At 44.6% G+C, this 23,573-nt stretch carries 21 protein-coding genes and 1 riboswitch; of the genes, 5 read left to right on the top strand and 16 right to left on the bottom strand.

Annotated elements, in window-relative coordinates:
- The first annotated feature begins 122 nt into the window (after nt 1–122).
- The gene (locus ACR1R9_RS08620) at nt 123–413 is read left to right on the top strand and encodes an HNH endonuclease (RefSeq protein WP_099856255.1); all 291 of its coding nucleotides are present in this window, start codon (nt 123–125) and stop codon (nt 411–413) included.
- Between the two features lie 113 nt (nt 414–526).
- Here the strand turns inward: ACR1R9_RS08620 and ACR1R9_RS08615 are convergent, their stop codons facing one another.
- The 5 genes from ACR1R9_RS08615 to ACR1R9_RS08595 all read right to left on the bottom strand — a co-directional run bounded on the left by ACR1R9_RS08615 (nt 527) and on the right by ACR1R9_RS08595 (nt 3,458).
- Nucleotides 527–1,273: a DUF4247 domain-containing protein gene (locus ACR1R9_RS08615; protein ID WP_076289147.1), complete on the bottom strand. Its 747-nt coding sequence runs from the start codon at nt 1,271–1,273 to the stop codon at nt 527–529.
- A gap of 11 nt (nt 1,274–1,284) precedes the next feature.
- The gene (locus ACR1R9_RS08610) at nt 1,285–1,791 is read right to left on the bottom strand and encodes a DUF4178 domain-containing protein (RefSeq protein ID WP_099856257.1); all 507 of its coding nucleotides are present in this window, start codon (nt 1,789–1,791) and stop codon (nt 1,285–1,287) included.
- 23 nt (nt 1,792–1,814) lie between these two features.
- Nucleotides 1,815–2,216, bottom strand: coding sequence for a DUF350 domain-containing protein (locus ACR1R9_RS08605; RefSeq protein ID WP_063562809.1), 402 nt, complete (start codon nt 2,214–2,216; stop codon nt 1,815–1,817).
- A 96-nt stretch (nt 2,217–2,312) separates the two neighbouring features.
- Complete coding sequence (locus tag ACR1R9_RS08600) at nt 2,313–2,984, bottom strand: PspA/IM30 family protein (protein WP_024634017.1); 672 nt, start codon at nt 2,982–2,984, stop codon at nt 2,313–2,315.
- A gap of 129 nt (nt 2,985–3,113) precedes the next feature.
- The gene (locus tag ACR1R9_RS08595) at nt 3,114–3,458 is read right to left on the bottom strand and encodes a hypothetical protein (protein WP_076289145.1); all 345 of its coding nucleotides are present in this window, start codon (nt 3,456–3,458) and stop codon (nt 3,114–3,116) included.
- A gap of 153 nt (nt 3,459–3,611) precedes the next feature.
- Between ACR1R9_RS08595 and ACR1R9_RS08590 the strand changes: the two genes are divergently transcribed.
- Nucleotides 3,612–4,400: a polysaccharide deacetylase family protein gene (locus ACR1R9_RS08590; protein ID WP_099856259.1), complete on the top strand. Its 789-nt coding sequence runs from the start codon at nt 3,612–3,614 to the stop codon at nt 4,398–4,400.
- Nucleotides 4,401–4,528: 128 nt separating this feature from the next.
- Here the strand turns inward: ACR1R9_RS08590 and ACR1R9_RS08585 are convergent, their stop codons facing one another.
- The 3 genes from ACR1R9_RS08585 to ACR1R9_RS08575 form a co-directional block, all read right to left on the bottom strand.
- On the bottom strand, nt 4,529–5,197 hold the full coding sequence (locus ACR1R9_RS08585) for a 3D domain-containing protein (protein ID WP_063562812.1): 669 nt from the start codon (nt 5,195–5,197) through the stop codon (nt 4,529–4,531).
- 2 nt (nt 5,198–5,199) lie between these two features.
- Nucleotides 5,200–5,397: riboswitch (cyclic di-AMP (ydaO/yuaA leader) on the bottom strand.
- 284 nt (nt 5,398–5,681) lie between these two features.
- The gene (locus ACR1R9_RS08580; protein ID WP_433921332.1) at nt 5,682–6,404 is read right to left on the bottom strand and encodes an amino acid ABC transporter ATP-binding protein; all 723 of its coding nucleotides are present in this window, start codon (nt 6,402–6,404) and stop codon (nt 5,682–5,684) included.
- A complete protein-coding gene (locus ACR1R9_RS08575) occupies nt 6,391–7,848 on the bottom strand; it encodes an ABC transporter substrate-binding protein/permease (RefSeq protein ID WP_433921333.1) in 1,458 nt (485 codons plus the stop codon). Before ACR1R9_RS08575 ends, ACR1R9_RS08580 begins: the two co-directional genes overlap by 14 nt.
- Before the next feature lie 182 nt (nt 7,849–8,030).
- Between ACR1R9_RS08575 and ACR1R9_RS08570 the strand changes: the two genes are divergently transcribed.
- Both ACR1R9_RS08570 and ACR1R9_RS08565 read left to right on the top strand, forming a co-directional pair.
- A complete protein-coding gene (locus ACR1R9_RS08570) occupies nt 8,031–9,206 on the top strand; it encodes a M20 family metallopeptidase (RefSeq protein WP_433921334.1) in 1,176 nt (391 codons plus the stop codon).
- A gap of 245 nt (nt 9,207–9,451) precedes the next feature.
- Nucleotides 9,452–11,203: an alpha-glycosidase gene (locus ACR1R9_RS08565; protein ID WP_076289141.1), complete on the top strand. Its 1,752-nt coding sequence runs from the start codon at nt 9,452–9,454 to the stop codon at nt 11,201–11,203.
- Between the two features lie 91 nt (nt 11,204–11,294).
- On the opposite strand, the gene ACR1R9_RS08560 is transcribed toward ACR1R9_RS08565, so the two are convergent.
- From ACR1R9_RS08560 to glgB, 3 genes are all read right to left on the bottom strand, one after another.
- Nucleotides 11,295–13,001 (bottom strand): NosD domain-containing protein, encoded by a 1,707-nt coding sequence (locus ACR1R9_RS08560; RefSeq protein ID WP_433921335.1) that lies wholly within the window; start codon nt 12,999–13,001, stop codon nt 11,295–11,297.
- A gap of 73 nt (nt 13,002–13,074) precedes the next feature.
- On the bottom strand, nt 13,075–14,517 hold the full coding sequence (gene glgA, locus ACR1R9_RS08555) for a glycogen synthase GlgA (protein ID WP_433921336.1): 1,443 nt from the start codon (nt 14,515–14,517) through the stop codon (nt 13,075–13,077).
- Nucleotides 14,514–16,571 (bottom strand): 1,4-alpha-glucan branching protein GlgB, encoded by a 2,058-nt coding sequence (gene glgB / locus ACR1R9_RS08550; RefSeq protein ID WP_433921337.1) that lies wholly within the window; start codon nt 16,569–16,571, stop codon nt 14,514–14,516. Before glgB ends, glgA begins: the two co-directional genes overlap by 4 nt.
- Before the next feature lie 159 nt (nt 16,572–16,730).
- On the opposite strand from glgB, the gene ACR1R9_RS08545 reads away from it, so the two are divergent.
- Nucleotides 16,731–17,957, top strand: coding sequence for a glucose-1-phosphate adenylyltransferase (locus ACR1R9_RS08545; RefSeq protein ID WP_433921338.1), 1,227 nt, complete (start codon nt 16,731–16,733; stop codon nt 17,955–17,957).
- Nucleotides 17,958–18,022: 65 nt separating this feature from the next.
- Here the strand turns inward: ACR1R9_RS08545 and ACR1R9_RS08540 are convergent, their stop codons facing one another.
- The 5 genes from ACR1R9_RS08540 to ACR1R9_RS08520 form a co-directional block, all read right to left on the bottom strand.
- Nucleotides 18,023–19,522: a sensor histidine kinase gene (locus ACR1R9_RS08540; RefSeq protein WP_099856271.1), complete on the bottom strand. Its 1,500-nt coding sequence runs from the start codon at nt 19,520–19,522 to the stop codon at nt 18,023–18,025.
- Nucleotides 19,519–20,217, bottom strand: coding sequence for a response regulator transcription factor (locus tag ACR1R9_RS08535; RefSeq protein WP_063562821.1), 699 nt, complete (start codon nt 20,215–20,217; stop codon nt 19,519–19,521). The genes ACR1R9_RS08540 and ACR1R9_RS08535 overlap by 4 nt, the downstream gene beginning before the upstream one ends.
- On the bottom strand, nt 20,210–21,424 hold the full coding sequence (locus tag ACR1R9_RS08530) for a hypothetical protein (RefSeq protein WP_125477273.1): 1,215 nt from the start codon (nt 21,422–21,424) through the stop codon (nt 20,210–20,212). The genes ACR1R9_RS08535 and ACR1R9_RS08530 overlap by 8 nt, the downstream gene beginning before the upstream one ends.
- A gap of 127 nt (nt 21,425–21,551) precedes the next feature.
- Nucleotides 21,552–22,277: a phosphonate ABC transporter ATP-binding protein gene (locus tag ACR1R9_RS08525; RefSeq protein ID WP_076289134.1), complete on the bottom strand. Its 726-nt coding sequence runs from the start codon at nt 22,275–22,277 to the stop codon at nt 21,552–21,554.
- Between the two features lie 83 nt (nt 22,278–22,360).
- On the bottom strand, nt 22,361–23,560 hold the full coding sequence (locus ACR1R9_RS08520; protein ID WP_076289133.1) for an MFS transporter: 1,200 nt from the start codon (nt 23,558–23,560) through the stop codon (nt 22,361–22,363).
- Between the last annotated feature and the right edge of the window lie 13 nt (nt 23,561–23,573).

The following is a 23,573-nucleotide window of genomic DNA, read 5'->3' as shown; positions in this document are numbered from 1 at the left end:
ATTTGTTCATATTAAAAAGTGTAGCCCGAAAGCTAGGTCATGACAAGTACTCTCCAACATATCATTCACATGAAAGACGAATGGACAGACCATAATATGTAAGAGAAAAGGAGCTGACCTTTATGAACCAACGATGCGAATTATGTGGAAGGGAGCCTGTCGAGACAACAGTCCATCACCTGACACCGAAAGAAATGGGCGGAACACATATGCCTACTGTAGATCTTTGCATCCCTTGCCACAAACAGATTCATTCTCTGTATACCAATCGCGATATTATTACCTTAGGTTTAACTGAGATACAGGCTCTAAGGAAAGATGAGCGCATCGCTCCTTATATCCGCTGGATTCGCAAACAACCTGCCACAACCATTCCTCGTGTTCGAAAGTCCCATCATGTCCGCAAATCGTAAAACAAAAAGAACAGCGTCCAAGGTCATGTTCAGTGGCATAGCTCGCTCCACCTTACCTTTTCACTGTTCTTCTGCTAATGCTTTAATATTGCGGGCCCCATTCATGAGGAGCGCTACCTACGCCTCATGATTCGGCCGCCGCCAACCCTCGTTTTGGGTTTTTTATAGGAACTCTTCGGTGAATCAAATAATCCTCCAAGGCCGCCACTACTTTTATTACGATCAATTGTGCCTTTGCTTTGTTCCTTATTCCGGCTGAATAATCCTCCACCGGAGCCTACGCTTGAATCCTTATCGCTGCCACGACGGGTAATCGACCCTTTCCGGTCAACGGTAATGGGCGGAGCAACCTTTTTATCGCTGCTCGTCGGTGTCCGATAGGAACCTTCTCTTGGTTTGTACGTGTCCTTGTTCGTATAACCCCGATACGTACCGGACCCTCTACCCCCGAACGAATCAAACAAATTACCGATTAATGTTGCGGTTAAATAACCTTGCAAAAAGGACGAATCATAATTCTGCCGAACATATTCCTTTGAATCCACCTCAACCAAGGTGTCTTCCGCTTTATTCGGGTCTTGCTGCAAATGATAATACTGGTCCTGATACACCAGGAACATCCGCTCTGTATTTTCCGCCGAGATCTGATCCGGCTTCCGCTGTTCAGATAAATCCTGAGCAACCTCTGGAACGGTACGATCGGCAGCTCGGTACACATAGGATGTCGTATTACCACTGCCGCTGACCGATTCAAGCGGATATGTGTCCTGAACGGATGGTGCTCCGCACGCGGACAGCAGCGACATCACAAGGCTGAGGACCAGCATTAATTTTAATGCATGTGCCAAGCGCTTTTTCATTGGAACCTCTCCTAGCTCGAACGAATCACTTTGATATCCGCAGGAAGAATGGACTCACCTTCATACAGCGTAAATCTTCTGTCTTGCCACTCCACACGCAAAAACATGTTATCATCAGACTGATATTGCCATACTAATTGTTCCCCAGCCTGACCATAGGGTGTCCTGCCTGCAGTGGTTACCATTCCTCCGTATTCTTCCTCCAAATGATACGCACGTCCGTCCAGATCCAGCAACGTAGGCACCTCGTCTGGTGCATCGAGACGGCCATCAATTGGTGTATAGAGGGCATACCGGGTCATTTCCCGTTCTTCAATATGCAAATGTCGGATTGCCGTACCATCCTGCAACGTGAGTACAGCTGCATTTCGCGCTCGATGATGTACCCGCCCAACAACTTCATAGGTGACCAGCGAAACTTCACAGATATCACCAGGTGCCAGCTGAAGCATTGTTTTCTCTACCTTAGGCGGTTCAGGTTTGGCTATTATCCCTTTAATCCGTTTCCACACACTCATACCCATTACTCCTGTTCTTTATCTTATAAACAAGCTGCAATAATTAATGCGCCCACGATATGTAGTGCACCTGAGAACAAACCATAACCAGTCTTGCCCTGCTGTATTCCCGTATCCAGATCCAGGTTGGCCCATCTCCGAATCATAAAGTGAACCACACTCTCCAGAATCAGCAAAATAATAAATGAAACAACGGATACCAACAACGCTTCTCCAAGATGACCGGCTGTCGAAATGGAGGTGGCGAGTACATATCCCTGAGCAAACAGCTTCATAACCATACGTGTTGTAACGGCCATATTGCCCGCCTTCACTTCAGCAAAATCCTTATACTTCGTGAACAAAGAATCCACATACATTAAGACAAACAGCAAAACCGAACCCGATAACGTCCAGACCAGCATTGCCAAAATGTTCAAATCCATTTACATAGCCCCCACATCTCAACATGAACCGCAATTAAAAGCGAAGGAGAAACGCTGGTCTCTCCTCCGCTGGTGTCCCTGCTTGCTTACAAGGTTTTAGTTCTTATTTTCGTATTGCTTCATCAGTGCTGCCAGTTCATCCTCAACAGCCTGATCTTTGCCCAGCTTCTCGAACTCATCATCCAGCGATTTTCCTTTTGATGACATCTCATTGCTGGCTTCGGCCTGTGCTTCCATCTGCATCATTTTTTCTTCCATGCGCTTCATGCCGGCACTTGCAGTGTCGGAGCCAAATCCGTTCAGCGCCTTGTTGATTTCGGTTTGAGCTTTTGCAGCGTTGTAGCGCGCAACCAATGTTTCACGTTTGTTTTTCATTTGCGTCAATTGTTTGCGCATTTCGTCCAGCTTGCCACGAAGGTTATCGGCAGAAGCCTTGTTTTGATCATAGCTTGTTTTGTACTCGGCCATCTTCTCTTCAGCGACCTTCTTCTCTTCCAATGCCCGACGAGCCAAATCCATATTCTGTGCACGCGCTGCTGTATGTGCTTGCTCCTCACGTTTCTTCACGAGAGCTTCCTGTTCTTCAAACAGCTGCTTGAATTTCTTCTCAATGGCGATTTGTGCAGCAACAGCTTTCTCCGCATCTTCCAGATCTTCCTGCATATCCCGGATATATTGATCCGTCATTTTGATCGGATCTTCTGCCTTGTCAATAATAGAGTTAATGTTAGACATCGTTAAATCGCGCAATCGTTTGAAAATGGACATTATGGTATTCCTCCTAGTCGATAGTTCATCCTTGTATATAATCATACATACGTGGCAATGTTCTACTCGTTTCAATTTTAACAAAAAAAATCATAAAAAACGATTTTAGCGTGCTTAGCCTAAATGGAACTATTGAATCAATCGACCCGTTTGGCACAGCTCTTCATCAAGCAGCTTCTCTGCAGTCTGCACAATCTCATCAATCTGCATCCGCGTAATTTCATCAAAGTGAATTCCCATTATTACGGTAACGGTTACCTTTAAATGAAGGGCAGCCTTACGTGCCAGTCTCTCACACAACTCTTGTTCTTTATGCCCTGGAATATGCACCGTAGCCCCACTCACTCGTTCACGGTCTGGATAAAATGTGGCTACTGCTCCAATATGTGATCTTCCTCCAGTTACCATAAACACTTTGTCTTCCCCTGCCTCAATCACCTGTAAACGAACGGAGTTTAAATCGTATGTACTCATTTTGCTCCACCTGTCCTTTTCAATATGTATATGTATGGTGGAATTATGGCTCCGATTTAATGAATCAGCAGTGAAACATCTCACATCATGCATAAATACGGATGGCCCCGGGCATACCAAAGAGAACGCAATTTGGGAAAAGGAGGCACGAACATGCGTATACGCCTCATCATGTTATCCATCATGGTCATTCTTCTGGGAGGAAGTTATACTCCTGCTCAGTTATGGGCTTCTTCAAGCCCGCAAACCGAACCTGCTTCGAAGTCTGATTCTCCTGAAGAAGAACAGTTGACTCTAGGACAACTCAGACAGAAATATGCGGATACGTTCAAAACCAATGGCCCCTCAACAAAAAAGGTCGCTCTGACTTTTGATGATGTTCCTGATCCACGGTTCACACCGCAGGTGCTGGATATTCTAAAAAAATACAAGGTGCGGGCTACGTTTTTCATTGTAGGAAATCGCGCTGAGAAACATCCGGATCTGGTGAAACGTATGATAAAAGAAGGGCATATTGTGGGCAATCACAGCTACAATCACCCGGAATTCAGCAAGCTAACCATGAATGCATTTCGCAAACAAATCTTACATACCGGGGATATTATTCGAAATCTAGCGGGTTACACTCCCAAAATGATTCGTCCACCCTATGGTGACATTAACGAGCAACAGCTCCAATGGGCAGCCAAGCAACATTACAGCATCGTGAACTGGAATGTTGATTCTCTGGACTGGAAGGGCCTCTCCAAAGAGGAAGTCAAACAAAACATCCTGTCCGCCGTCAAACCAGGTTCCATTGTTCTGCAGCATGCAGGAGGCGGTGTAGGATCGAAGCTGAGTGGTACGATCGAGGCGTTGCCTGAAGTTATTGAAGAATTGCGAAACCGCGGGTACGAGCTGGTGACTTTGGACGAAATGCTGGAACTGCCAAAGGGTAAATAGATTTGATACGGCAATGGATATTCAAAAGGGTGCTCTTCAATCACATTATTGTGATTGGAGAACACCCTTTATTGTTTAATTTAGATTAAGTTGGAGTCACATATGATGATGTGCAGCTCGCTTTGATTTTATTTCAAAATGTAAAGTTCAACATCCTGAATACCAAATGTGCTCACGGATTGCTTGCTGCCAGGAATAAAGATATCGATCTTGTGTCCTTTAATGGCACTGCCCACATCACGAGCCGTAGCGACAAATGCCTGTTTTGGCAGTCCTGGATGTGTATGACCTGTCACCAGTACCTTTGTACCCAATGGAATGATACTTGGGTCTACTGCAATGGTACCCAATTCAAGCGGATTACCGAAGTAATCCACAGCACCCCATCCTCCATTTTCGGAAGCATCAGCGGAGTATGCTGTTGCTTTGACGTCGACAGCTTTGCTGTAATCAAACGTTTTTCCCCAGGCTTGTACAACTTTACTATCTGCATTAACGTCAAGGCTTGCGGCAGTTACCGTTTTGGCCTCCGTTTTTGCTGCTGCAGCAGAAGCTGTGTTCGTTGTTTTACCAGGGATCGTAATTTTCAAACCACCATAAATGTTGTAAGCTGAAATGTCATTATTAGCTTTAATAAGAGCGTTAAGTCCAACTCCATATTGTTTGGATAAGGTGTAGAAGGTATCCCCCTCTTTGGCCACATGAACTGAATCAGCATGAGCCGGAACGGCCTGAATGAGCATTGCTGCTGTCAGCAAAGCTGTTGCTGTTTTGGCTATACGTTTCTTGTTAATCATGGTCTTCCTCCCTCATTATGCCTGCGAAGTTAGTTGTCGGATTCGGATGGAGGAAACCACCCTATAGGTTCAATTACATTTAAGAATTTATGTAGCCCTAATTCACCCCAAGCCGTGTGCAAATAATTCTTCCCCTAGCACACTCTGCATCGTTACATCCCCCACACTCCCAACTCCGGAAGTTTCGGCAGGAACAAATATATCACAATTTTGTAACCAGGGGTTGTAGTAAATGTTACCATCTGGCTAATTCACTTCAATATTCAGGCTGAATTCAAGCCGTTTTTTCAAATAAATGTCTATTTGAGCTTTAATCATTGATGACAGAAACGTTACTTTTTATGTAATTCCGTGCGTATCCTTACATAACAAAACAATCCCTGCCGACGGTTCGTCGACAGGGATTGTTGAGGGGATGAAATTCTCATCCAAAGTATAGATTTTGCATTTTCATCTTGATCTTCATCCTTATTATTGGATGGTATTAGAGCACTTTAGCGAGGAAGTCACGTGTACGTGCATGCTTGGGCTCGCCAAACACTTCAGCAGGCGTTCCTTCTTCTACAATAACCCCGCCATCCATGAACAGGATACGGTCTCCTACTTCGCGTGCGAAGCCCATCTCATGGGTTACAATAACCATAGTCATGCCGCCCTCTGCAAGCCGCTTCATGACATCCAGTACTTCACCGACCATTTCAGGGTCCAGTGCAGACGTTGGCTCGTCAAAGAGCATGACATGCGGCTGCATCGCAAGCGCTCTTGCAATAGCGATCCGTTGTTTCTGTCCACCGGACAGCTGATTTGGATAAGCGTCCTTTTTGTCAGACAGGCCAACCGTCTTGAGCAAATCTGCGCAGATTTGTTCCGCTTCTTGTGCAGATTGTTTTTTCACTTTAATGGGAGCAATCGTAATATTCTGTTGCACCGTTTTGTGCGGAAACAGATTGAAATGCTGGAATACCATCCCCATTTTTTCACGAGTTGCATTAATGTTATGTTTGGGGTCAGTGATCGACACACCTTCAAAATTAATTTCGCCTGAAGTCGGCTGCTCCAGCAGGTTCAAACAGCGCAAAAATGTACTTTTCCCCGATCCGGACGGACCGATGACCACGACAACCTCGCCTTTGCCAATTGTTACATTAATGCCCTTGAGCACATCGTTATTTCCATATGATTTGTATAATTGTCTAACGTCTATCACTTGCACTCAACTTCCTTTCCAGTCGACCCAGCAGCTTGGACAAAATGAACGTCAGCACAAAGTAAATGGCCGCTGCAATCAGGAATGGATTCATTCCTTGGTACGTAATGTTTTTGACTACACTTGCCTGGTACATAATGTCCACCATACCAATAACCGAGATGATCGAGGATTCCTTGATAATAGTCACGAATTCATTACCGATCGCCGGCAACACCGCTTTGAACGCTTGTGGAAGCACAATGAAGCGCATGGCCGCACCTCTACCCATTCCCAGGGAACGAGCTGCTTCCAACTGGCCTCGATCCACACCCTGTATACCAGCACGGAAAATCTCGGCAAGATAGGCACCACTATTAATGGATAGTGTGATAATCCCCGCCTGAAGAGCCGAGAAATTAATCCCAAAGGTCAATGATACACCGTAATAGATAATCATCAATTGTACCAGCATTGGCGTCCCACGAATGACCTCAACATAAGCTGTTCCGATCCAGCGCAAAATGGCGAAGTCATGTAGACGGAACAGACAGATGATTAAAGCGATAATTACCCCGAATATTACACCGAGTGCAGACAGTAAGAGGGTGTAACCTACACCTGTTGCATAAAAGCTTTTGTACTGCCAGAATACTTGGAAAATGTTTTGTTTACTCTTCTCTGCCATCAACTTGCTTGCTTCAGTAACCATCTGATCGATTTTATTTTCGCTTTTCAGACGTTCGAGCGTTCCGTTCACTGCATTCAGCAATTCCGTATTGCCCTTACGTATCCCGATTGCCGCTTCGGCCTGCTCTTCATCCGGAATAGCTGGAGCTAATCCAATCACGTCATCCAGGTAACCGGCAGCTACTGTATCCTCAACGATTGCAGCATTTACACGATTGGTCTGCAATTGCAGTACGATATCAGATATTTTATCAAGTGCTGTCAATTTTGCGCCTGGGATCCCCTGGCCAATCGTTTCCTGAATGGAGCCTTTTTGGACACCAATTTTTTCATTTTCCAGATCAGCCATGGTTGGATATTTATCTTTATCCGCACTGCGAACCATGATGACTTGCTTTGATTTATAATAGGTATCGGAGAAGTCAATGCTTTGTCTACGATCATCCGTTGGCGTCATTCCCGAGATGACCATATCCACCCGACCACTCTGCAACGCAGGAAGAAGTCCGTCAAAACCCATATCCTCTATTACAAGTTCTGCGCCAAGATCGGCAGCAATTTCTTTAGCAATCGAAATATCAAATCCGACAATTTGGTCTTTACCATCAATCACTTTATGGAATTCATATGGTGCAAAATCGGCACTTGTACCGAGCACCAGCTTTTTACTGCCTGAATTGCTTGTAGTTCCCGTTGCCATCGCAACAGGTGCAACCGTAGTTAGCAAGACCACAAAAGCTAGCAGCATCATGGTGTAACGACTAATCAATTTCAACCCTGTTCTCCCCTTATAATACTTTGTATGCTTTCTGTTGTTGATGCCTGAGTCATTATAAAGTAGAATGCATGATTATGCAATGCATTTCGACAGGATTCGATTACAGCCCGTTTCTGAAAAATAACCGCAACTATGATATAATTATTGAATTATTTTCATTTTTGCTTAAGGAGTCCATCATGACACATACCAAAACACAAATACTAACTGTTATTGACCAATATGCTTCCCGTTTTAAGGAGATTTCATCATACATTGGTGCCAATCCCGAACTTGGTAACGAAGAATACCTTGCTTCTGCTCGGTTAAAAGAAGAAATTGCCTACCATGGTTTTTCTGTAGAAGCTCCTGTCCTTGGTTTGGACACCGCATTTATCGGTACGTATGCTGCTTCCAAACCAGGTCCGACGATTGCCCTGTTATGTGAATACGACGCACTTCCGGAAATCGGTCATGCTTGTGGGCACCATCTAATCTGTATGATGAGCATCGGGGCTGCGGTAGGTCTGAAGTCCATACTGGATGAAGTCGGCGGAACATTAAAAGTGTTCGGTACGCCAGCGGAAGAAACGCGTGGGGCCAAAGTGCCTATGGCTGAAGCAGGATTGTTTGATGACTGTGATGTCGCACTAATGGCGCACCCTTATTACGCCTATGAGAAATCTGGCAGTTCCCTGGCTATTGATGCTGTACAATTTGAATTCCATGGGAAATCTTCACATGCTGCTGCAAGTCCACATGAAGGCATTAACGCCCTGGATGCAGTAATCCAGACGTTTAATGGCATTAATGCGTTCCGTCAACAAGTGAAAAGCACGGTTCGTATTCATGGGGTTATCAATAGCGGAGGACAGGCAGCCAACATCATACCTGACTACGCTTCAGCACAATTCTATGTACGTGCCTCGACGAGAAAAGAGTTGAATATTCTCACTCAACGCGTAATTCAGATCGCGGAAGGTTCTGCTTTGCAAACGGGATGCCGGCTTGTTACATCTAATTATGAGACTTCCTATGATGAGATGGTCACGAATGAATCGTTATCTGCTGCTTTTAGTGCTAATCTGCTTGAACTGGGTATTTCTCAAGAGGAGATCGTGAGTGGTAACGACCATGGTTCTATGGATATTGGTAACGTATCCTTGCGTTGTCCTGCGATCCACCCATATATCCGTGTTGTGGACGAAGTTCATACGCTTCATTCCATTGAATTCCGGGATCTGGCGTTACAGGAACGGGCCCTGGACGGTATGATCCTTGGAGCCAAGGCAATTGCTGCAACTGCTTATGATGTTCTTACACAGCCTGGGCTGCTGCAAACCATTCAAACAGAGTTTAAGCAAGCAAGTCGCTAAGTTTTTCGCAAAATGCTGCGTATTTGCAGCAGGGTGTTCTGCAGGACCTGCATTTCGGGTCTTAAGGAGCACCCTTTTGTTTTATCATTAATACGTATATACGGACACAAGCTGGAAATGCTGTGAAAAGAAAACGTTGAAAAGTGTTGAAATACTTACATTTAGCGGCTGCTCTAATGGTTCACATGCTGTCTAACTTGGTTATTTATAGCTATAACTTTATCTTGAGCTCAGGAGGTGTTGTCATGCTGCTCGAAGCGATGTATCACGTTCCCCGCGATAAATGGGCTTATGCTTATAATCCCTCGACGATTCACCTGCGTGTACGAACGAAGAGAGACGATGTACAATATGTGACTGCACTGACTGGTGATAAATACGATTGGAATGGAACCTATAAGGAAATTCAATTGGAAAAAGCGGCTTCCGACAATATGTTTGATTACTGGGAAACTGCAGTTAAGCCCAAATTCAAACGTCTGACTTACATCTTTCGCATAACCGCCGGTACCGAAAATATTTATTTGGCTGATAACGGAATTCATTATACTCCCCCGTATCCTACAGGAGGATATTATGAATTTTCCTACATTCATGAAATTGATGTATTTAAGGTTCCCGAATGGGCTAAAGAAGCTGTGTTCTACCAAATCATGACCGAAAGGTTTGCCAATGGTAATCCCGATCTGAACCCGGAAGGAACTCAGGAATGGGGCGGCCGACCTGAACTGGATAACTACTTTGGCGGAGACCTGCAAGGTGTTCTCAATCACTTGGATGATCTGACTAAACTCGGTGTTAACGCCATCTACTTTACCCCTCTGTTCCAAGCAAACTCTTACCATAAATACGATACCGTTGATTATAAAAAAGTAGACCCTCAATTCGGGGACAATGAAATGCTCAAAAAAGTAGCAGAACAATGTCATCGCCGCGGAATCCGTGTCATGCTGGATGCGGTATTTAACCATTGCAGCGAAGACTTCCCTCCTTTTCAGGATGTCCTGAAGAACGGCAAAAACTCCAAATATGCAGACTGGTTTCATATTAATGAATATCCGGTGCAGATCAAGGATGGTATACCAACCTACGATACCTTTGGATTTTATGGCAATATGCCCAAGTTCAATACCGCCAATCCCGAAGTAAAAGACTATTTGCTTGATGTGGCTGAATACTGGATCAAGGAGATTAAACTAGACGGTTGGCGACTCGATGTTGCGAATGAAGTGGATAACCATTTCTGGCGTGATTTCCGCAAAGTAGTCAAAACCGCCAATCCGGAAGCCTATATTGTAGGCGAAGTTTGGAGTGATTCCCTGACATGGCTTATGGGAGATCAATTTGATTCCGTAATGAACTACCCTTTTGCTGACAAGGTGCTTGAATTCTTTTGTGGTTCGATGGATGGTTATAACTTCGCTAACGAGATGGGCTCACTCATTATGCGTTACCCGCAACAGACGAATGAAGTCATCTTCAATATGCTGTGCAGTCATGACACCCCACGTCTGCTTACTCGGGCCGGAGAAGACAAACGCAGATTGAAATTGTCGGTTGTGTTTCTTTTCACTTATATTGGTACGCCCTGTATATTCTATGGGGATGAGGTTGGTATACGTGGAGAAGGTGATCCGGATTGCCGTAAATGCATGCAATGGGACCCTGCCAAGCAAGATAAGGAGCTTTATGACTTCTATCGCCTGATGATTGATTTGCGGAAAAGTAATGAGGCTCTTCGCAAAGGCCGCTTCCGTTTTTTGAAGGCCGATCACAATGATCCATGCATCATTTATGAACGTATGGATGACTCTCTTCACTTTACGGTGTGGATGAACAATACTCCGCTAGAACGTACACTGTCACATCCGATGGAAACCAAGGACTGGAAGGATGCTCTAACCGAAGATGCTGTTGTTCCCACCAATGGAGTGATGAATATTAAACTTGATCCTTACGGATACCGTATTTTGTATAGACAATTGGAACCGAGCTAACTACTTGCCAGAAAAACTCCTGAAGAATTGAATAACCTTTTAATGATCATCGGATGCTCAGGAGTTTTCTGACAAAGAGCTCAAGTTTAGGCTATAACTTCGTCGTTTTCAAATCCCCTTTTGCATCTATGGTTATTTTCCACCGCGTAGAATTTGGACCAAGCATGACAATTTCATTTATTAATTGATATAGCGTTCCATTATTGTCTTTAACCAGATCAACGACTATGTTTTTCCCATTTGTAAAGAGACTTGCACCAAAGAGATAACGTCCCGTCGCACTTGCCGCAACCATCAGCATGTTATCTCTTATGATGTTGCCCTCCACCGTATTATTAACCATGTCCAGATGCACTGCCCACCATGTTCCCTCATATTTCAAGCGATTTCCAGTGACGATATTGTTGGAGCCACGAACTTGAATACATGTGCCTTTTCCTGCAACTGAATTGTGAGAAAAGGTACAATCATTATGCAAACTGACCATCCGGTCAGGATTGGTCGTCTCAAAGCCTGGCTCAATGATGTTGCTCGATGCAATCACTCCATTGGCAATATCCATTGCTATCCCCGCTTGGGCAATATAATTGCCTTTTACGATAATATGACCATCCGCCACAATTCCCCAGTGTTTACCTCTTGGAATAATAATGTTGTCTGATATAATTCCGATGTCCATGCCTTCTGCACCTGTACTGGTTTTCGCTTCTATGGCAGCAGTAGCACTTGGCCTTGAGATGGTGTCGATCAGGTTTCCCTGGATTACAAACAGATGGTTGCTTAAATCGTTGGGATTATATTGGGAGGGAAGGAAAGATACTGAAATAACAGACGTGATTTTGATATTCTTAAAGACATTGGAGGTTACAAAGGCACCTTCAAAACCGATAAGCCCAACACCAAATGCTGTTCCAATCAGGCTATTGCCATGTATGTGCAGATTTTTGGCTCCAGTCTCTCCTCCCTCATTGTTACAGGTAATCCCACCACCGACTGTAGGCATATGATTTACTTGTTGTCCGCCTGAAAAAGAAGCAAAATCCGAATCACTGGATAATACAGGCGTGTGTAGAAAGTTATCGATGATCGAAACATGCCATGTTCCCTTGACCAGGATGCCATCCCCAAGATAGCGATAACAGTCATTCTCACGAATCACCACAAAAACCAAATGACTTCGAACTGCAATCGGTTCCTCTCCCAAGTGATGAAGCTTATTGTTTCTTATGACGACATTTCGGGCGGGATTGTCTTGACTGCTGGAACCATTCACTCCAATGCCATCGGTAAATTTACTAATATCATTATGCTGCAATAGTACATTGCTCGAATTCTCGATGTATAAACCTGTCTTATTTTTACTCCAAGCTGCTTGAGTCGTACGAACCAAGGTCAAGCCACTTATCTCTACATGATTGCTTCCTTCGATTCTGATTCCCTGATCGGAGACCTCCAATATTGCGCCTGGCAACGCTTTGATGATAACAGACCTTCCACTAAACGTATAGAACCAGCCCGTCTTGACAACTTTATAGTGCCCTGGCGTAAATAATAAAACATCACCTTCTTGTGCTGAGTCAAAAAAAGCTTTAATCTGGGCTGTCTGATCGCTTCCATCTCCGGGAGCAAAACTCCTCACATTAATAAAACTGCCTGTCAGCGTGGATTGTACAGCGGCAATATTTCCCATGATCTGGCCAAACATTTCATTAATTTTGACGGCTTTATATCCGTCGACACTGCTTAGAGCCTGCAAATTAGGATTGTAATCAGAGGTAAAATTAATGTAGTTGTTCATTTTAAATTCGCCTCCTCTTATGATCGTACAAAAAAGCCACAGTACAAATATACTGCGGCTCATTTGTGCAAAACTATTTCACAGATTCAAGCGTTATTCGGCGATAAATATCCATATACTCTTCAGCTGAGACGTTCCAGCTGTAGTCTCCGCTCATTGCATTTTTCACGATCTTTTTCCAGTGCTCGGGCTGACGGTAAAACTTCTCGGCGCGGCGAATGGTGTTCATCATGTCATGGGCGTTAAAACTGGTGAAAGAGAATCCATTCCCCTCACCGCTGAATTCATTGTATGCCTGCACCGTATCGTTCAGACCCCCTGTTTCCCGGACAAGTGGTACACTGCCATAACGGAGTGCAAGCAATTGGCTAATGCCACATGGCTCGAACCTCGATGGCATCAAGAACAGATCACTGCCGGCATAGAAGCGGCGAGATAACCCATCATTGAAGGTAATCTGAGCAGACATTTTCAGCGGATAACGATTAGCTGCCTCACGGAACCAGTGCTCATAAGCCGGATCCCCGGTACCCAATACTGTGAATTGAATGTCGTCATAGTACAATAATTCATCCAGTACACGACATACCAAATCCAAACCTTTGGAATCCACTAGCCTTGTAACCATCACCATAAGTGGAGCATCCGGACGTACTGGCAATCCTAATTCCTTTTGCAGCTCGATCTTGTTCTCGATTTTCTTGGACAGGCTGGTTCTGTATTTAACCGCAATTTTATTGTCCGCTGCAGGGTTGTAACTCTTGGTATCAATACCGTTAACAATCCCACTGAAACGATCGCCCAAGGAACTGAGTAATCCATCCAGACCATAGCCATAGTAGGAGGTTTGTACTTCCTTGGCGTAGGTAGGGCTGACAGTTGTTACATGATCCGCAAAAACGACTCCTGCCTTCAGGAAATTGACATTGCCATAATATTCTGCCCCATCCACCGTGAAATACCGATCATCCAGCTCAAGCAGATCACTGAATAAATCATGTGGAAACACACCTTGATATAACAGGTTATGTATCGTAAAAACCGTTCTCATTTCACTGTAAAAAGGATCATGAGCATAGTGAGCTTCCAGTAGTAAAGGAATCATCCCCGCGTGCCAATCGTGACTGTGCAGCACATCCGGCTTAAACTCAATTTGCGGCAGCACCTCGAGAACAGCACGATTGAAGAAGGCAAAACGCTCCCCGTCATCCATATACCCATACACGCCATCCCGTCCAAAATAGTATTCATTGTCCACAAAGTAGACAGGAATCCCGTCATGGACAAGCATCTCTATTCCACAATACGGTCTGCGCCAACCAAGAGGAATATCTGTCGTAATGATAGACTCCATTGCCTCTTTATACTCATCCGGAATGCCCTTATATTTGGGTAAAATGACACGAACATCTGCCCCACTCTTCTTTAATGCCTGTGGTAATGCGCCGATGACGTCAGCAAGGCCTCCTGTTTTGATAAATGGATGTACTTCAGCAGCAGCAAATAGAATATTCATGCCTTCGTCCTCCTTTTGGGTTTAACTGTAGTGCTTTCTGTGGTTTTACTGGTTCTAGTGGTACTGGCTTTTGCTCTAACGGATTGAACTTCAAGGGGCAATGCATCCGTTTTCCGACGTGTGTTCTTTTTTAAAATAACTACGCTTAGCGGTGGCAAAACAACTTCCAAACTATGTGGTTGCCCATGAAAAGGAATCTTTTCAGTAGTAAGCTGCATATCATTGATAATGCCTGATCCGCCGTAATCGGAATGATCACTGTTCAGAACTTCGGTATACATACCGGGACGCATGACACCAATCCGGTAACGCTCCCGCTTGACTGGCTGAAAGTTAATGAGCACAAGGAGTGTATCCGCAGGTTTTTTTCCTTTGCGCACATATGAAATGACACTTTGGTCCTGATCATCCGGAGTGATCCATTCATAACCGTCAAAGGAATGATCAAGCTCCCACAAAGCTTTTTCGCCCAAGTATAGCTCGGACAGATACCGCTCAAACTTGTGGAGTTTACGGTGACTGTCGTAGTTCAGCAAAAACCAGTCCAGTTGATCTTCATCTTTCCATTCGATAAACTGGCCGAATTCTCCACCCATAAACAGCAGTTTTTTGCCTGGGAAAGTCATAAAGTACCCCATGAAGGCACGCATGCCGGCAAACTTCTGCTCGTATGTTCCTGGCATCTTGTCTAGGAGCGACTTTTTGCCATGAACGACCTCGTCATGAGACAGAGGAAGCACGTAATTTTCAGCAAAGGAGTATACGACCGGGAATGTCAGCAAATGATGTTTGGAAGGACGTTCGTGAAAATCGGATTCCATGTAATCAAGTGTATCGTTCATCCAACCCATGTTCCATTTGTAGTTGAAACCTAGCCCACCCTGATCTACTGGTGAAGTAACCATTGGCCATGCACTGGATTCTTCTGCCATCATCAGCGCATAGGGAAAGTACTTGAAGACTGTTTCATTCAACTGCTGCAAAAAAGCAACAGCTTCCTTGTTTTCCAGGCCACCTTCATTATTCGTTCGGTATTGACCTGGCTGCTTTTCGAAATCCAACTTAAGCATACTGGTTACGGCGTCGACCCGAAGTCCGTCGAAATGGTACATCTCCATCCAGTACAACGCATTCGAGATCAAAAACGAACGAATTTCAGGTTTAGAGTAGTCAAAGCTAAGTGTGCCCCAACCTGGTCTCTCTGCTAACAATGGATCTGCATATTCATACAAGGGCGTTCCATCAAACAAACGCAAGCCATGAGCATCCTTGGCAAAATGCGCGGGGACCCAATCAAGCAATACGCCTATACCTGCCTGATGTAGCGTATCAATCAAATACATCAGATCTTTAGGATGCCCATAACGGCTGGTTGGCGCAAAGAATCCAGTGTTCTGATACCCCCACGAAAGGTCGTAAGGATGTTCACTCAGGGGCATCATCTCAACATGGGTATATTTCATCTCCAATAAATAAGGAACAAGCAATTCCGCAAGTTCACGATAACTGTAAAGAGTTCCGTCTTCTTTCCGTTTCCAGGTTCCAGCATGCATTTCATAAATATGTAGAGGTTTGTTATACACGCCTCGTTGTTTGCGTCTCCATGCGCCATCATTCCATTTGTAACCTTCAATGGAGCTGGTGACCGATGCCGTACGCGGACGAACTTCCGCCTGGAAAGCATAAGGGTCTGCTTTAAGCAATTCAGTACCATCTTCCGTTAATATACGGAATTTGTATAAAGTTCCTTCACTGATTTCAGGAATAAAACGACTCCAAAATCCAGAATCGGGTATCTTATATAAAGGTTCCTGTTCACCTTTCCAACCATTACGGTCTAAAGCCAGTCCAACTTCTGTGGCATTCGGAGCCCACACGGTAAAACGATACCCCTGACGATGATCTTCGATCGCAGGCTGTGCGCCCATTATTCGATAACTGTGATGAAGGCTTCCTTCATGAAACAAATAAATGTGCTCCGGTGAAATTTCCGGGTTTGTTAACGGTTGAATGGCCAAGAGATCACCTTCTTCTCCAGAAAATAGATATAACATTAACCATTACCCCATTCTAGCCAAGTTGAAAAGAAAAATGCGGTGTGTAAAAAAATGTTGTAATTTTTCAGGATTTTTACAGTATACATCGTTTCAATAGCTCCGCATTGCGTTTATGTATGTACTACACTGGACAAATATCTTGGGAGGGAAACGATTATGTTTAATAAAGATTGCATCGCTATGCTGTTGGCGGGAGGAGAAGGGAAGCGATTAGCCCCTTTAACCTCAAGTATCGCAAAACCCGCTGTACCGTTTGGCGGGCACTACCGGATTATCGATTTTCCTCTCAGCAACTGCGTAAACTCAGGCATCGACACCGTAGGTGTTCTGACGCAGTATCAAGCTGATTCATTACATGATCACATTGGTGGAGGAGAACCTTGGGGACATGGTACTTCAAGTGAGGCAGGAATTTCCTTACTTCCATCTTATCATACAGGAAATGACGAATACTTGGGAACCGCGGATGCTATTTATAAAAATATTGACTATATTGACCAACAAAACCCCGAAAATGTTCTAATTTTGTCGGGTGACCATATCTATCATATGAATTATCGTGAAATGCTGGAAGCTCATACCGCTAATGAAGCGGTAGCGACGATCTCCGTTATGGAAGTTCCATGGGAAGAAGCCCATCGCTTCGGCATTATGGCAGCGGATGAGAATCTGAGAGTTACCGAGTTTGCCGAGAAACCGGCGGAACCGAAAAGTAATCTGGCTTCCATGGGCATTTACATGTTCAAATGGGAATACCTGAAGCGCCACTTGCTCGAAGATGCCGCTAATCCGGAATCCAGCCATGACTTCGGTAAAGATGTGATTCCTCAAATGTTGAATGAGAACACCCCTCTCTTCGTATATAACTTCAATGGTTATTGGAAAGACGTGGGTACCGTGAAGAGTTTATGGGATGCGCACATGGATCTGCTTCATAACGATGAAGACTGGAGCCTGCAAAAAGAAGACTGGCCGATGTTTACTCGTGAGTGGAGAACTAAACCAAGTGCATACAAAGCACGTCAGACACGTGCTGAGCTCCTGCATTCCATGATCCATGAATCCTGTGCCATTGATGGCCGGGCTGAGCGTTCTGTTATTTTCTGCGGAGCCGAAGTTGGTAAAGGTTCTGAGGTTAAAGACAGCGTGATCATGCCGAATGCACGGTTAGGCCGCGGTGTTCACATCGAACGCGCCATCATTGGTGAAGGTGCCATTATCAAAGATGGTGCCATTGTCAAAGGAACGGCGGATGAAATCGTGGTTGTCGGACCGAATGAGATTGTCTCCGCCAAACCGGCTGTGCGCACACAACCTGTACGCATGCTGAAAGATGTTTACGAAAAAAGCGGGCGTCTGCGCGCTGGTGAACTTTCTTCATAAGCATAAAAAAAAGGTGAGCCATATATGGCTCGCCTTTTTGTTGCGAAAACAAATTTATGCAGAAATCAATTTTTTTTCGGATCAGATTCTGCTTGAGTTAACTTCGCATCGACACTTTCTTCGGCTTCATCAGTCTGCATTATGGTTTCCTCCACCGTCTCTTCCTCCGGTAAAGCTGGTAACGTCACCGTCACCGTTGTTCCCGTCCCGAGTTCACTTTGCATGATAATTGTTCCCTCATGCAATTCTACTAATTCCTGCGTAATAGCAAGTCCAAGCCCTGTTCCACCGTTCTGGTGATCGACCTGGAAGAAGCGATCACGCACCTTGATTAAATGCTCTTCACTGATACCAATACCCGTATCCTGAACAGCAGCTATAATCTGCCCGTCTTCTTCTTTGACCGATAAAAAGATCCAGGAATTCTCATGCGAGAATTTGATCGCATTGTCTACAATGTTCAGGAAAACTTGTTTCAATCTGTTACCATCCCCAAAAACATTGAAAGCACGATTTTCATCACTTTCTAACTTGAGATGTATCTGTTTTTGCTCAGCTTTTGCCCAAACATTCAACATGGTTTCCTGAACAATCTCACGAATGCTGACGGTTCCTTTCACCAACTTCATCTGATTTTGCTGCAATTTGGAGAAATCGAGCATCTCTTCTACAAGTCCGATCAGACGCTCCGTTTCTTTAGAGATAATACTCATTCCAATTCTCGTTTCATCCGGATCGTATCCACCGGAGTCCAGCGTCTCACTCCACCCTTTGATACTGGTCAGGGGCGTTCGCAATTCATGAGAAATGGAAGAAATAAAATCGTCTTTGATCTGATTGCTGCGTACAATTTCATGTGCCATAAAATTCAAAGTAGATGCCAGTTCGCCTAATTCATGTTTGTAGTTTCCCTTAACTCTGACATCCAGACGTCCTCGGGCCATTTGAGCGGACACCGCCGTAATGTTGTTAATCGGTCGTACAATGGAATTGGCCATACCTATACTGATGATCAAGACGATTGCCAGTACGCCAACACCTACTGCAATCGCAAGCATCCCCATGAACAATAACTTGGAATTCACATTTTCGAGCGATGTTAGGTATCGAATAACATACGTATTTTCGCCGCCTAGATCAAACTTGTGGGAAACGGCCATGACCTGCTCTCCTGTACCTGGTTGTCTGCCTACCCAACGTCCCATACTGCCATTCAACGCCTGTTGGATATCACTCGTTTGCAGCACGGCCCGGTCAGACTCAAATGCAGTCGAACTCGCTAACACATGACCGTTCAGATCCAGAATCTCAAGTTCTGTATTAGATAATTCCAAATTAACAAGTAATCTGGACAGATTATTTCCATCTTCCGAATTACTCTCACGAGCTAGAGGCTCAAAAAAATCCTTCGAATTGGAGATATGGGTACTGATTGTATTGTAGATGCTCTCATAATAATATCGTTGCACCGCCAGCATAAATACGAATTCCACCAACAGCAGAGCCAGAAAAACTACAATGAAGTAATGTAGTACAATCTGCCGTGTGATGCCTTTTTTGATCATTGATCCCGGCCCTTCCATTTGTAACCGTGACCCCATACAGTCTGCAGGTATTCAGGTTCGGAAGGATTGTTCTCAATTTTCTGGCGCAAGCGGCGAATGTTTACGTCCACGATTTTGGGATCACCCATATACTCTTTGCCCCATACATGATCCAGCAGCACATCTCGACTAAGCGGTGTATTTTCTTTTTCCAGGAAAAATTGAATCAAAGAAAATTCAGTTGGTGTTAACTCAATTAATTCATTTTGCTTCTTGAATTGCTTTGAAATCAGATCCAAAGAAAATGGACCAGATTGGAATGTAACCTTGGCAGCTGTCTCCCGGTGAACGTTCACCCGGCGTAGCAAAGACTGAATGCGTGCAATGAGCTCTGTTGGACTGAACGGCTTACTTACGTGATCGTCCGCGCCAACGGAGAGCGCATAAACCTTGTCCTGCTCCTGTACTTTGGCTGTAAGGAAAATAATACCCAGACGTTCATTCGTTTCACGAATACGACGACACACTTCAAATCCGTCAATTCCAGGAACCATAACATCCAGCAAAGCCAAGTCGATATCTGGTACGGATTGCAAAATGCGAAGCGCCTCGTGTCCATCTCCCGCTTCGAGTACTTCGAACCCGTTTCTCTTCAAATTAATAACAATAAAACTGCGGATGGATTCTTCATCCTCTAGAATAAGTACTTTACTCATTAAGTTCTTCCTTTCTATTCAGTTGCGGTATATTGTCAAGCAATCCACCATCGGCATCCAGTTGTGCACCGCGGGAAGCAATGACCCGATCATTCGTCCGGGTAATTTCTTTCCAACTTTTGCCTTTTTCCTGTTCCCACTGAGAAAGCGTGAAATATTTTATTTCACCTACGGTTTCATCGGTATCAATCATTTTAAAACGGATGTATTTTTCCTTTTCCGATTTGGTATCGATGGTAATCTTTCCATACCACTCCGGCTTCAGATTCAAATGGAATAAGTCAGCATCATCCCGATACTGGAATGAGACAAATTTCTTATCATCCTTGCCATCCCATTGATAGAAAGTATAGAACCACATCCGGGAATCAAATACGTAATGCTCCCAGCCTTTAGGTGTTTCCTTCAAGCCAAACTCAATAATACCATCATTGTCGACATCACCGCTTAAAATTTTGTCATCTCTGTAGGTTTGATCAGGCGATTTAAAAGCATTCACTAACTTATTATCTTTTACGTATATGATCTGTGAAAATGTACTTCGGTCATCCAACTCTGAATCCAGTACAATACCCACTTTATCTTTGGCAATCTGACCACCGAGAGCATTATATATTTCTTTCACAGTGTAGTCCGTCTGCATTCTATCAACTTCCTTGAAACTTCCGTCGTCGTACTGATATAACGCAATAGATGCAAATCCGCTATTATTCAGGGATACGATTGCGAAATCATTTTTCTTGTCCCCGTTTAGATCGAGGGTGTTCCCTTGAACATCATCTATAATATATTGATTATAAGGAACACCTCCCAACACTTGTTCAAGTGCTCCGGCTTTATAAGAATAAGCAGTTAACGCTTTCTGTTCTTGTAAACTTACGCCCAGGATAATATCCGGATTCCCATCATTGGTAATGTCCAATACTTTGAATGATTGCAGTTCATTTCCCGGAACATCAAATGTCAACTTCTTAACCCATGAATCCCCCTGCTCCTCCAATAACATGCCATGAATTCGCACGTTCTCATTCGGAGTCTCATAGAAAACGATGGCTTCCCGAGTACCATCTCCGTTCAGGTCTTCAACACGAATCATACTGGTATTATTCATGTCTTTGGGGCGAATCAATTTGCTTTCGGGTGGCTGTTCCCGCTGAACCACATTTAATAATTTTTCCTTGTCTGTAGACATCATTGGTTTTCTCATCAAACCCTTAGGATCGCTTATAACAGTACATCCGCTAAGGACTGAACCGAGCAAGATACTTACTGCTCCCCCCGCTAACAGGCGCCCCCACCGTGAATTAAGCAAATTCATCACTCTTTTCAATAGTTTAAATCATATTTTTTTCTTGCTGTGTCAACCGACGTCCACGTATATCAAAAGCAATCTTGCCTTCCGCAAGACCCCAGATGCGGGTCGCATGTTTCTCTGCCATCTCAATCGGCAATACTGCAATCACGGTAGCCCGTTCCTCTTCGCACAATTTGCGCAGCGTTTCCAGCACTGTATCTGCTGTATGAGGATCAAGTCCGATGACAGGCTCATCTGCCAAAACAACTTTGGCACCATGCGCAAGGGCTCTGGCAATCGCGACACGCTGCTTCTCGCCACCACTGAGCTTCTCTGCCGTCTGGTGTGCTTTATCCAGCAATCCGAGCCCTTCCAGATAATCCATCGCACCCATATAATCATCGGAACGAACCATACCTGTTACCATTCTCCACAAAGGAGTTTGACCGGACCGACCGATCAATACATTTTTCAAAGCTGTACGTCTAGGATACAATTGCGGATTCTGTTCCAAGTATGCCCATTCCCGTTTAATTTTCCGTTTTCCGGACCAACCTTCTTTTATAATCTCGGCGCCGTCCACCGTAAATTGACCACTATCCCATTTTTCCATCATAGCAAGGCATTTAAGCAGCATGCTTTTCCCACTGCCACTTGAACCCACTACTCCAATCATTTCTCCCTGTTGCATATCGAATCGTATATCCCGCAGAACCGGAACCCGGTCCGCTCCAACGGATTTGCTTAAACCCTCAACTCTGATCATCGCGATGTCTCCTCTTGTCCATGTTTTTCCCTACTACTAGTGTACTCGGAAATGGACATCAATTTCCATGCGAACACCAGCTTCTATTTTACCACAGATTCGAGCATAGGTTTACGACGAAATAATACACCTGCTGCACCAAAAAGAAGATACATGAATCCAAGCAAAATAAACATGCTTCCTGGTGAAATCCAGTTGATCACTTGGCCACCCAGATTCGGTCCAATGATGCTTCCAATTGTAAAATGAAATGAGGCCACCACGTTCGCTGCAGGCAGCAGCGCTTTTGGCAAAATATCGGCGGCATAGGCCAGGCCAAGCGAGAAAAATGAACCTACCAGACCTCCTGCTATGGTCAACAGCACAAGTGTCCACCAGAAATGTGTGCCCGCAACAGGAACCAGCATAAAGATGATACCTCCTGTAATACCTGCAAACATTAATGTTTGCTTACGTCCATAACGGTCACTCAATATGCCTAAAGGCAATTGCAGGAATAGACCACCTATTCCGACAAAAGGCAGTAATGACGATATCTGATTGGCATCCAAACCAATACGCAGGCCGTATACCGGAAAATTGCTGTTCATCCCGGCTTCCATGTACCCGTACAATAACGCAGGCAACAGCGCATACCATGCCCAGGCCAGACTTCGTCGGAAACGGCGTTCAGGCAGTTGTCCATGTTCGGCCTTTTCCGGCTTCGTATCGGGAAGCTTCATTAATACAAGGATAAGTACAGCAGCCATACATACGAATAATACCCAGAATGGAACGGCATCTCCAAAACCAAGTAGTTTGATTCCCAATGGGCCAATACTGAATCCTAAACCATAAGACATGCCGTATAAAGAGATGTAACGTCCGCGTTTTTCGGGTGCGGTCACCAGTAGCACCCATAATTGGGCAGAATAATGGAGTGCACTATCCCCGATTCCGACGACGAGACGCAATATGAACCAAATTTTGATATCCGGAAAATAAGGAAACAGAATGAGGGGAATCATGACAAATAACAGTCCGCCGATAATCAGCTTTTTGAAACCAATAGCTCCCAGCAATCGTTCCGCCACCAAGGTCATGGCAAAAGAGCCAACGTACAGTGCGGCTGCATTCAAACCGTTTAAACCCGGTGAGACTCCCTTTTGCTCCAAAAAAATCGAGAGCACCGGTAATAACAGGCCCTGACTGATCCCCGCCACAACAATAACGGTAATCAGAATGAGATAGTTAGATGTAGAATGTGATAATTTTGGGGTGGTTATAGATGACACAAAAATCATTCCTCCTGCAAGC

Origin of the sequence: Paenibacillus taichungensis (genome assembly GCF_050994985.1) — a bacterium.
In the GTDB taxonomy this organism is placed as follows: domain Bacteria; phylum Bacillota; class Bacilli; order Paenibacillales; family Paenibacillaceae; genus Paenibacillus; species Paenibacillus taichungensis.
This window is presented reverse-complemented; position numbering and strand designations above follow the sequence as displayed.

Coding starts and splice junctions, on each gene's coding strand:
- ACR1R9_RS08620 (WP_099856255.1), top strand. CDS start 123: ATGAACCAACGATGCGAATTATGTGGAAGGGAGCCTGTCGAGACAACA.
- ACR1R9_RS08615 (WP_076289147.1), bottom strand. CDS start 1,273: ATGAAAAAGCGCTTGGCACATGCATTAAAATTAATGCTGGTCCTCAGC.
- ACR1R9_RS08610 (WP_099856257.1), bottom strand. CDS start 1,791: ATGAGTGTGTGGAAACGGATTAAAGGGATAATAGCCAAACCTGAACCG.
- ACR1R9_RS08605 (WP_063562809.1), bottom strand. CDS start 2,216: ATGGATTTGAACATTTTGGCAATGCTGGTCTGGACGTTATCGGGTTCG.
- ACR1R9_RS08600 (WP_024634017.1), bottom strand. CDS start 2,984: ATGTCCATTTTCAAACGATTGCGCGATTTAACGATGTCTAACATTAAC.
- ACR1R9_RS08595 (WP_076289145.1), bottom strand. CDS start 3,458: ATGAGTACATACGATTTAAACTCCGTTCGTTTACAGGTGATTGAGGCA.
- ACR1R9_RS08590 (WP_099856259.1), top strand. CDS start 3,612: ATGCGTATACGCCTCATCATGTTATCCATCATGGTCATTCTTCTGGGA.
- ACR1R9_RS08585 (WP_063562812.1), bottom strand. CDS start 5,197: ATGATTAACAAGAAACGTATAGCCAAAACAGCAACAGCTTTGCTGACA.
- ACR1R9_RS08570 (WP_433921334.1), top strand. CDS start 8,031: ATGACACATACCAAAACACAAATACTAACTGTTATTGACCAATATGCT.
- ACR1R9_RS08565 (WP_076289141.1), top strand. CDS start 9,452: ATGCTGCTCGAAGCGATGTATCACGTTCCCCGCGATAAATGGGCTTAT.
- ACR1R9_RS08560 (WP_433921335.1), bottom strand. CDS start 13,001: ATGAACAACTACATTAATTTTACCTCTGATTACAATCCTAATTTGCAG.
- glgA (WP_433921336.1), bottom strand. CDS start 14,517: ATGAATATTCTATTTGCTGCTGCTGAAGTACATCCATTTATCAAAACA.
- glgB (WP_433921337.1), bottom strand. CDS start 16,571: ATGTTATATCTATTTTCTGGAGAAGAAGGTGATCTCTTGGCCATTCAA.
- ACR1R9_RS08545 (WP_433921338.1), top strand. CDS start 16,731: ATGTTTAATAAAGATTGCATCGCTATGCTGTTGGCGGGAGGAGAAGGG.
- ACR1R9_RS08540 (WP_099856271.1), bottom strand. CDS start 19,522: ATGATCAAAAAAGGCATCACACGGCAGATTGTACTACATTACTTCATT.
- ACR1R9_RS08535 (WP_063562821.1), bottom strand. CDS start 20,217: ATGAGTAAAGTACTTATTCTAGAGGATGAAGAATCCATCCGCAGTTTT.
- ACR1R9_RS08530 (WP_125477273.1), bottom strand. CDS start 21,424: ATGAGAAAACCAATGATGTCTACAGACAAGGAAAAATTATTAAATGTG.
- ACR1R9_RS08525 (WP_076289134.1), bottom strand. CDS start 22,277: ATGATCAGAGTTGAGGGTTTAAGCAAATCCGTTGGAGCGGACCGGGTT.
- ACR1R9_RS08520 (WP_076289133.1), bottom strand. CDS start 23,560: ATGATTTTTGTGTCATCTATAACCACCCCAAAATTATCACATTCTACA.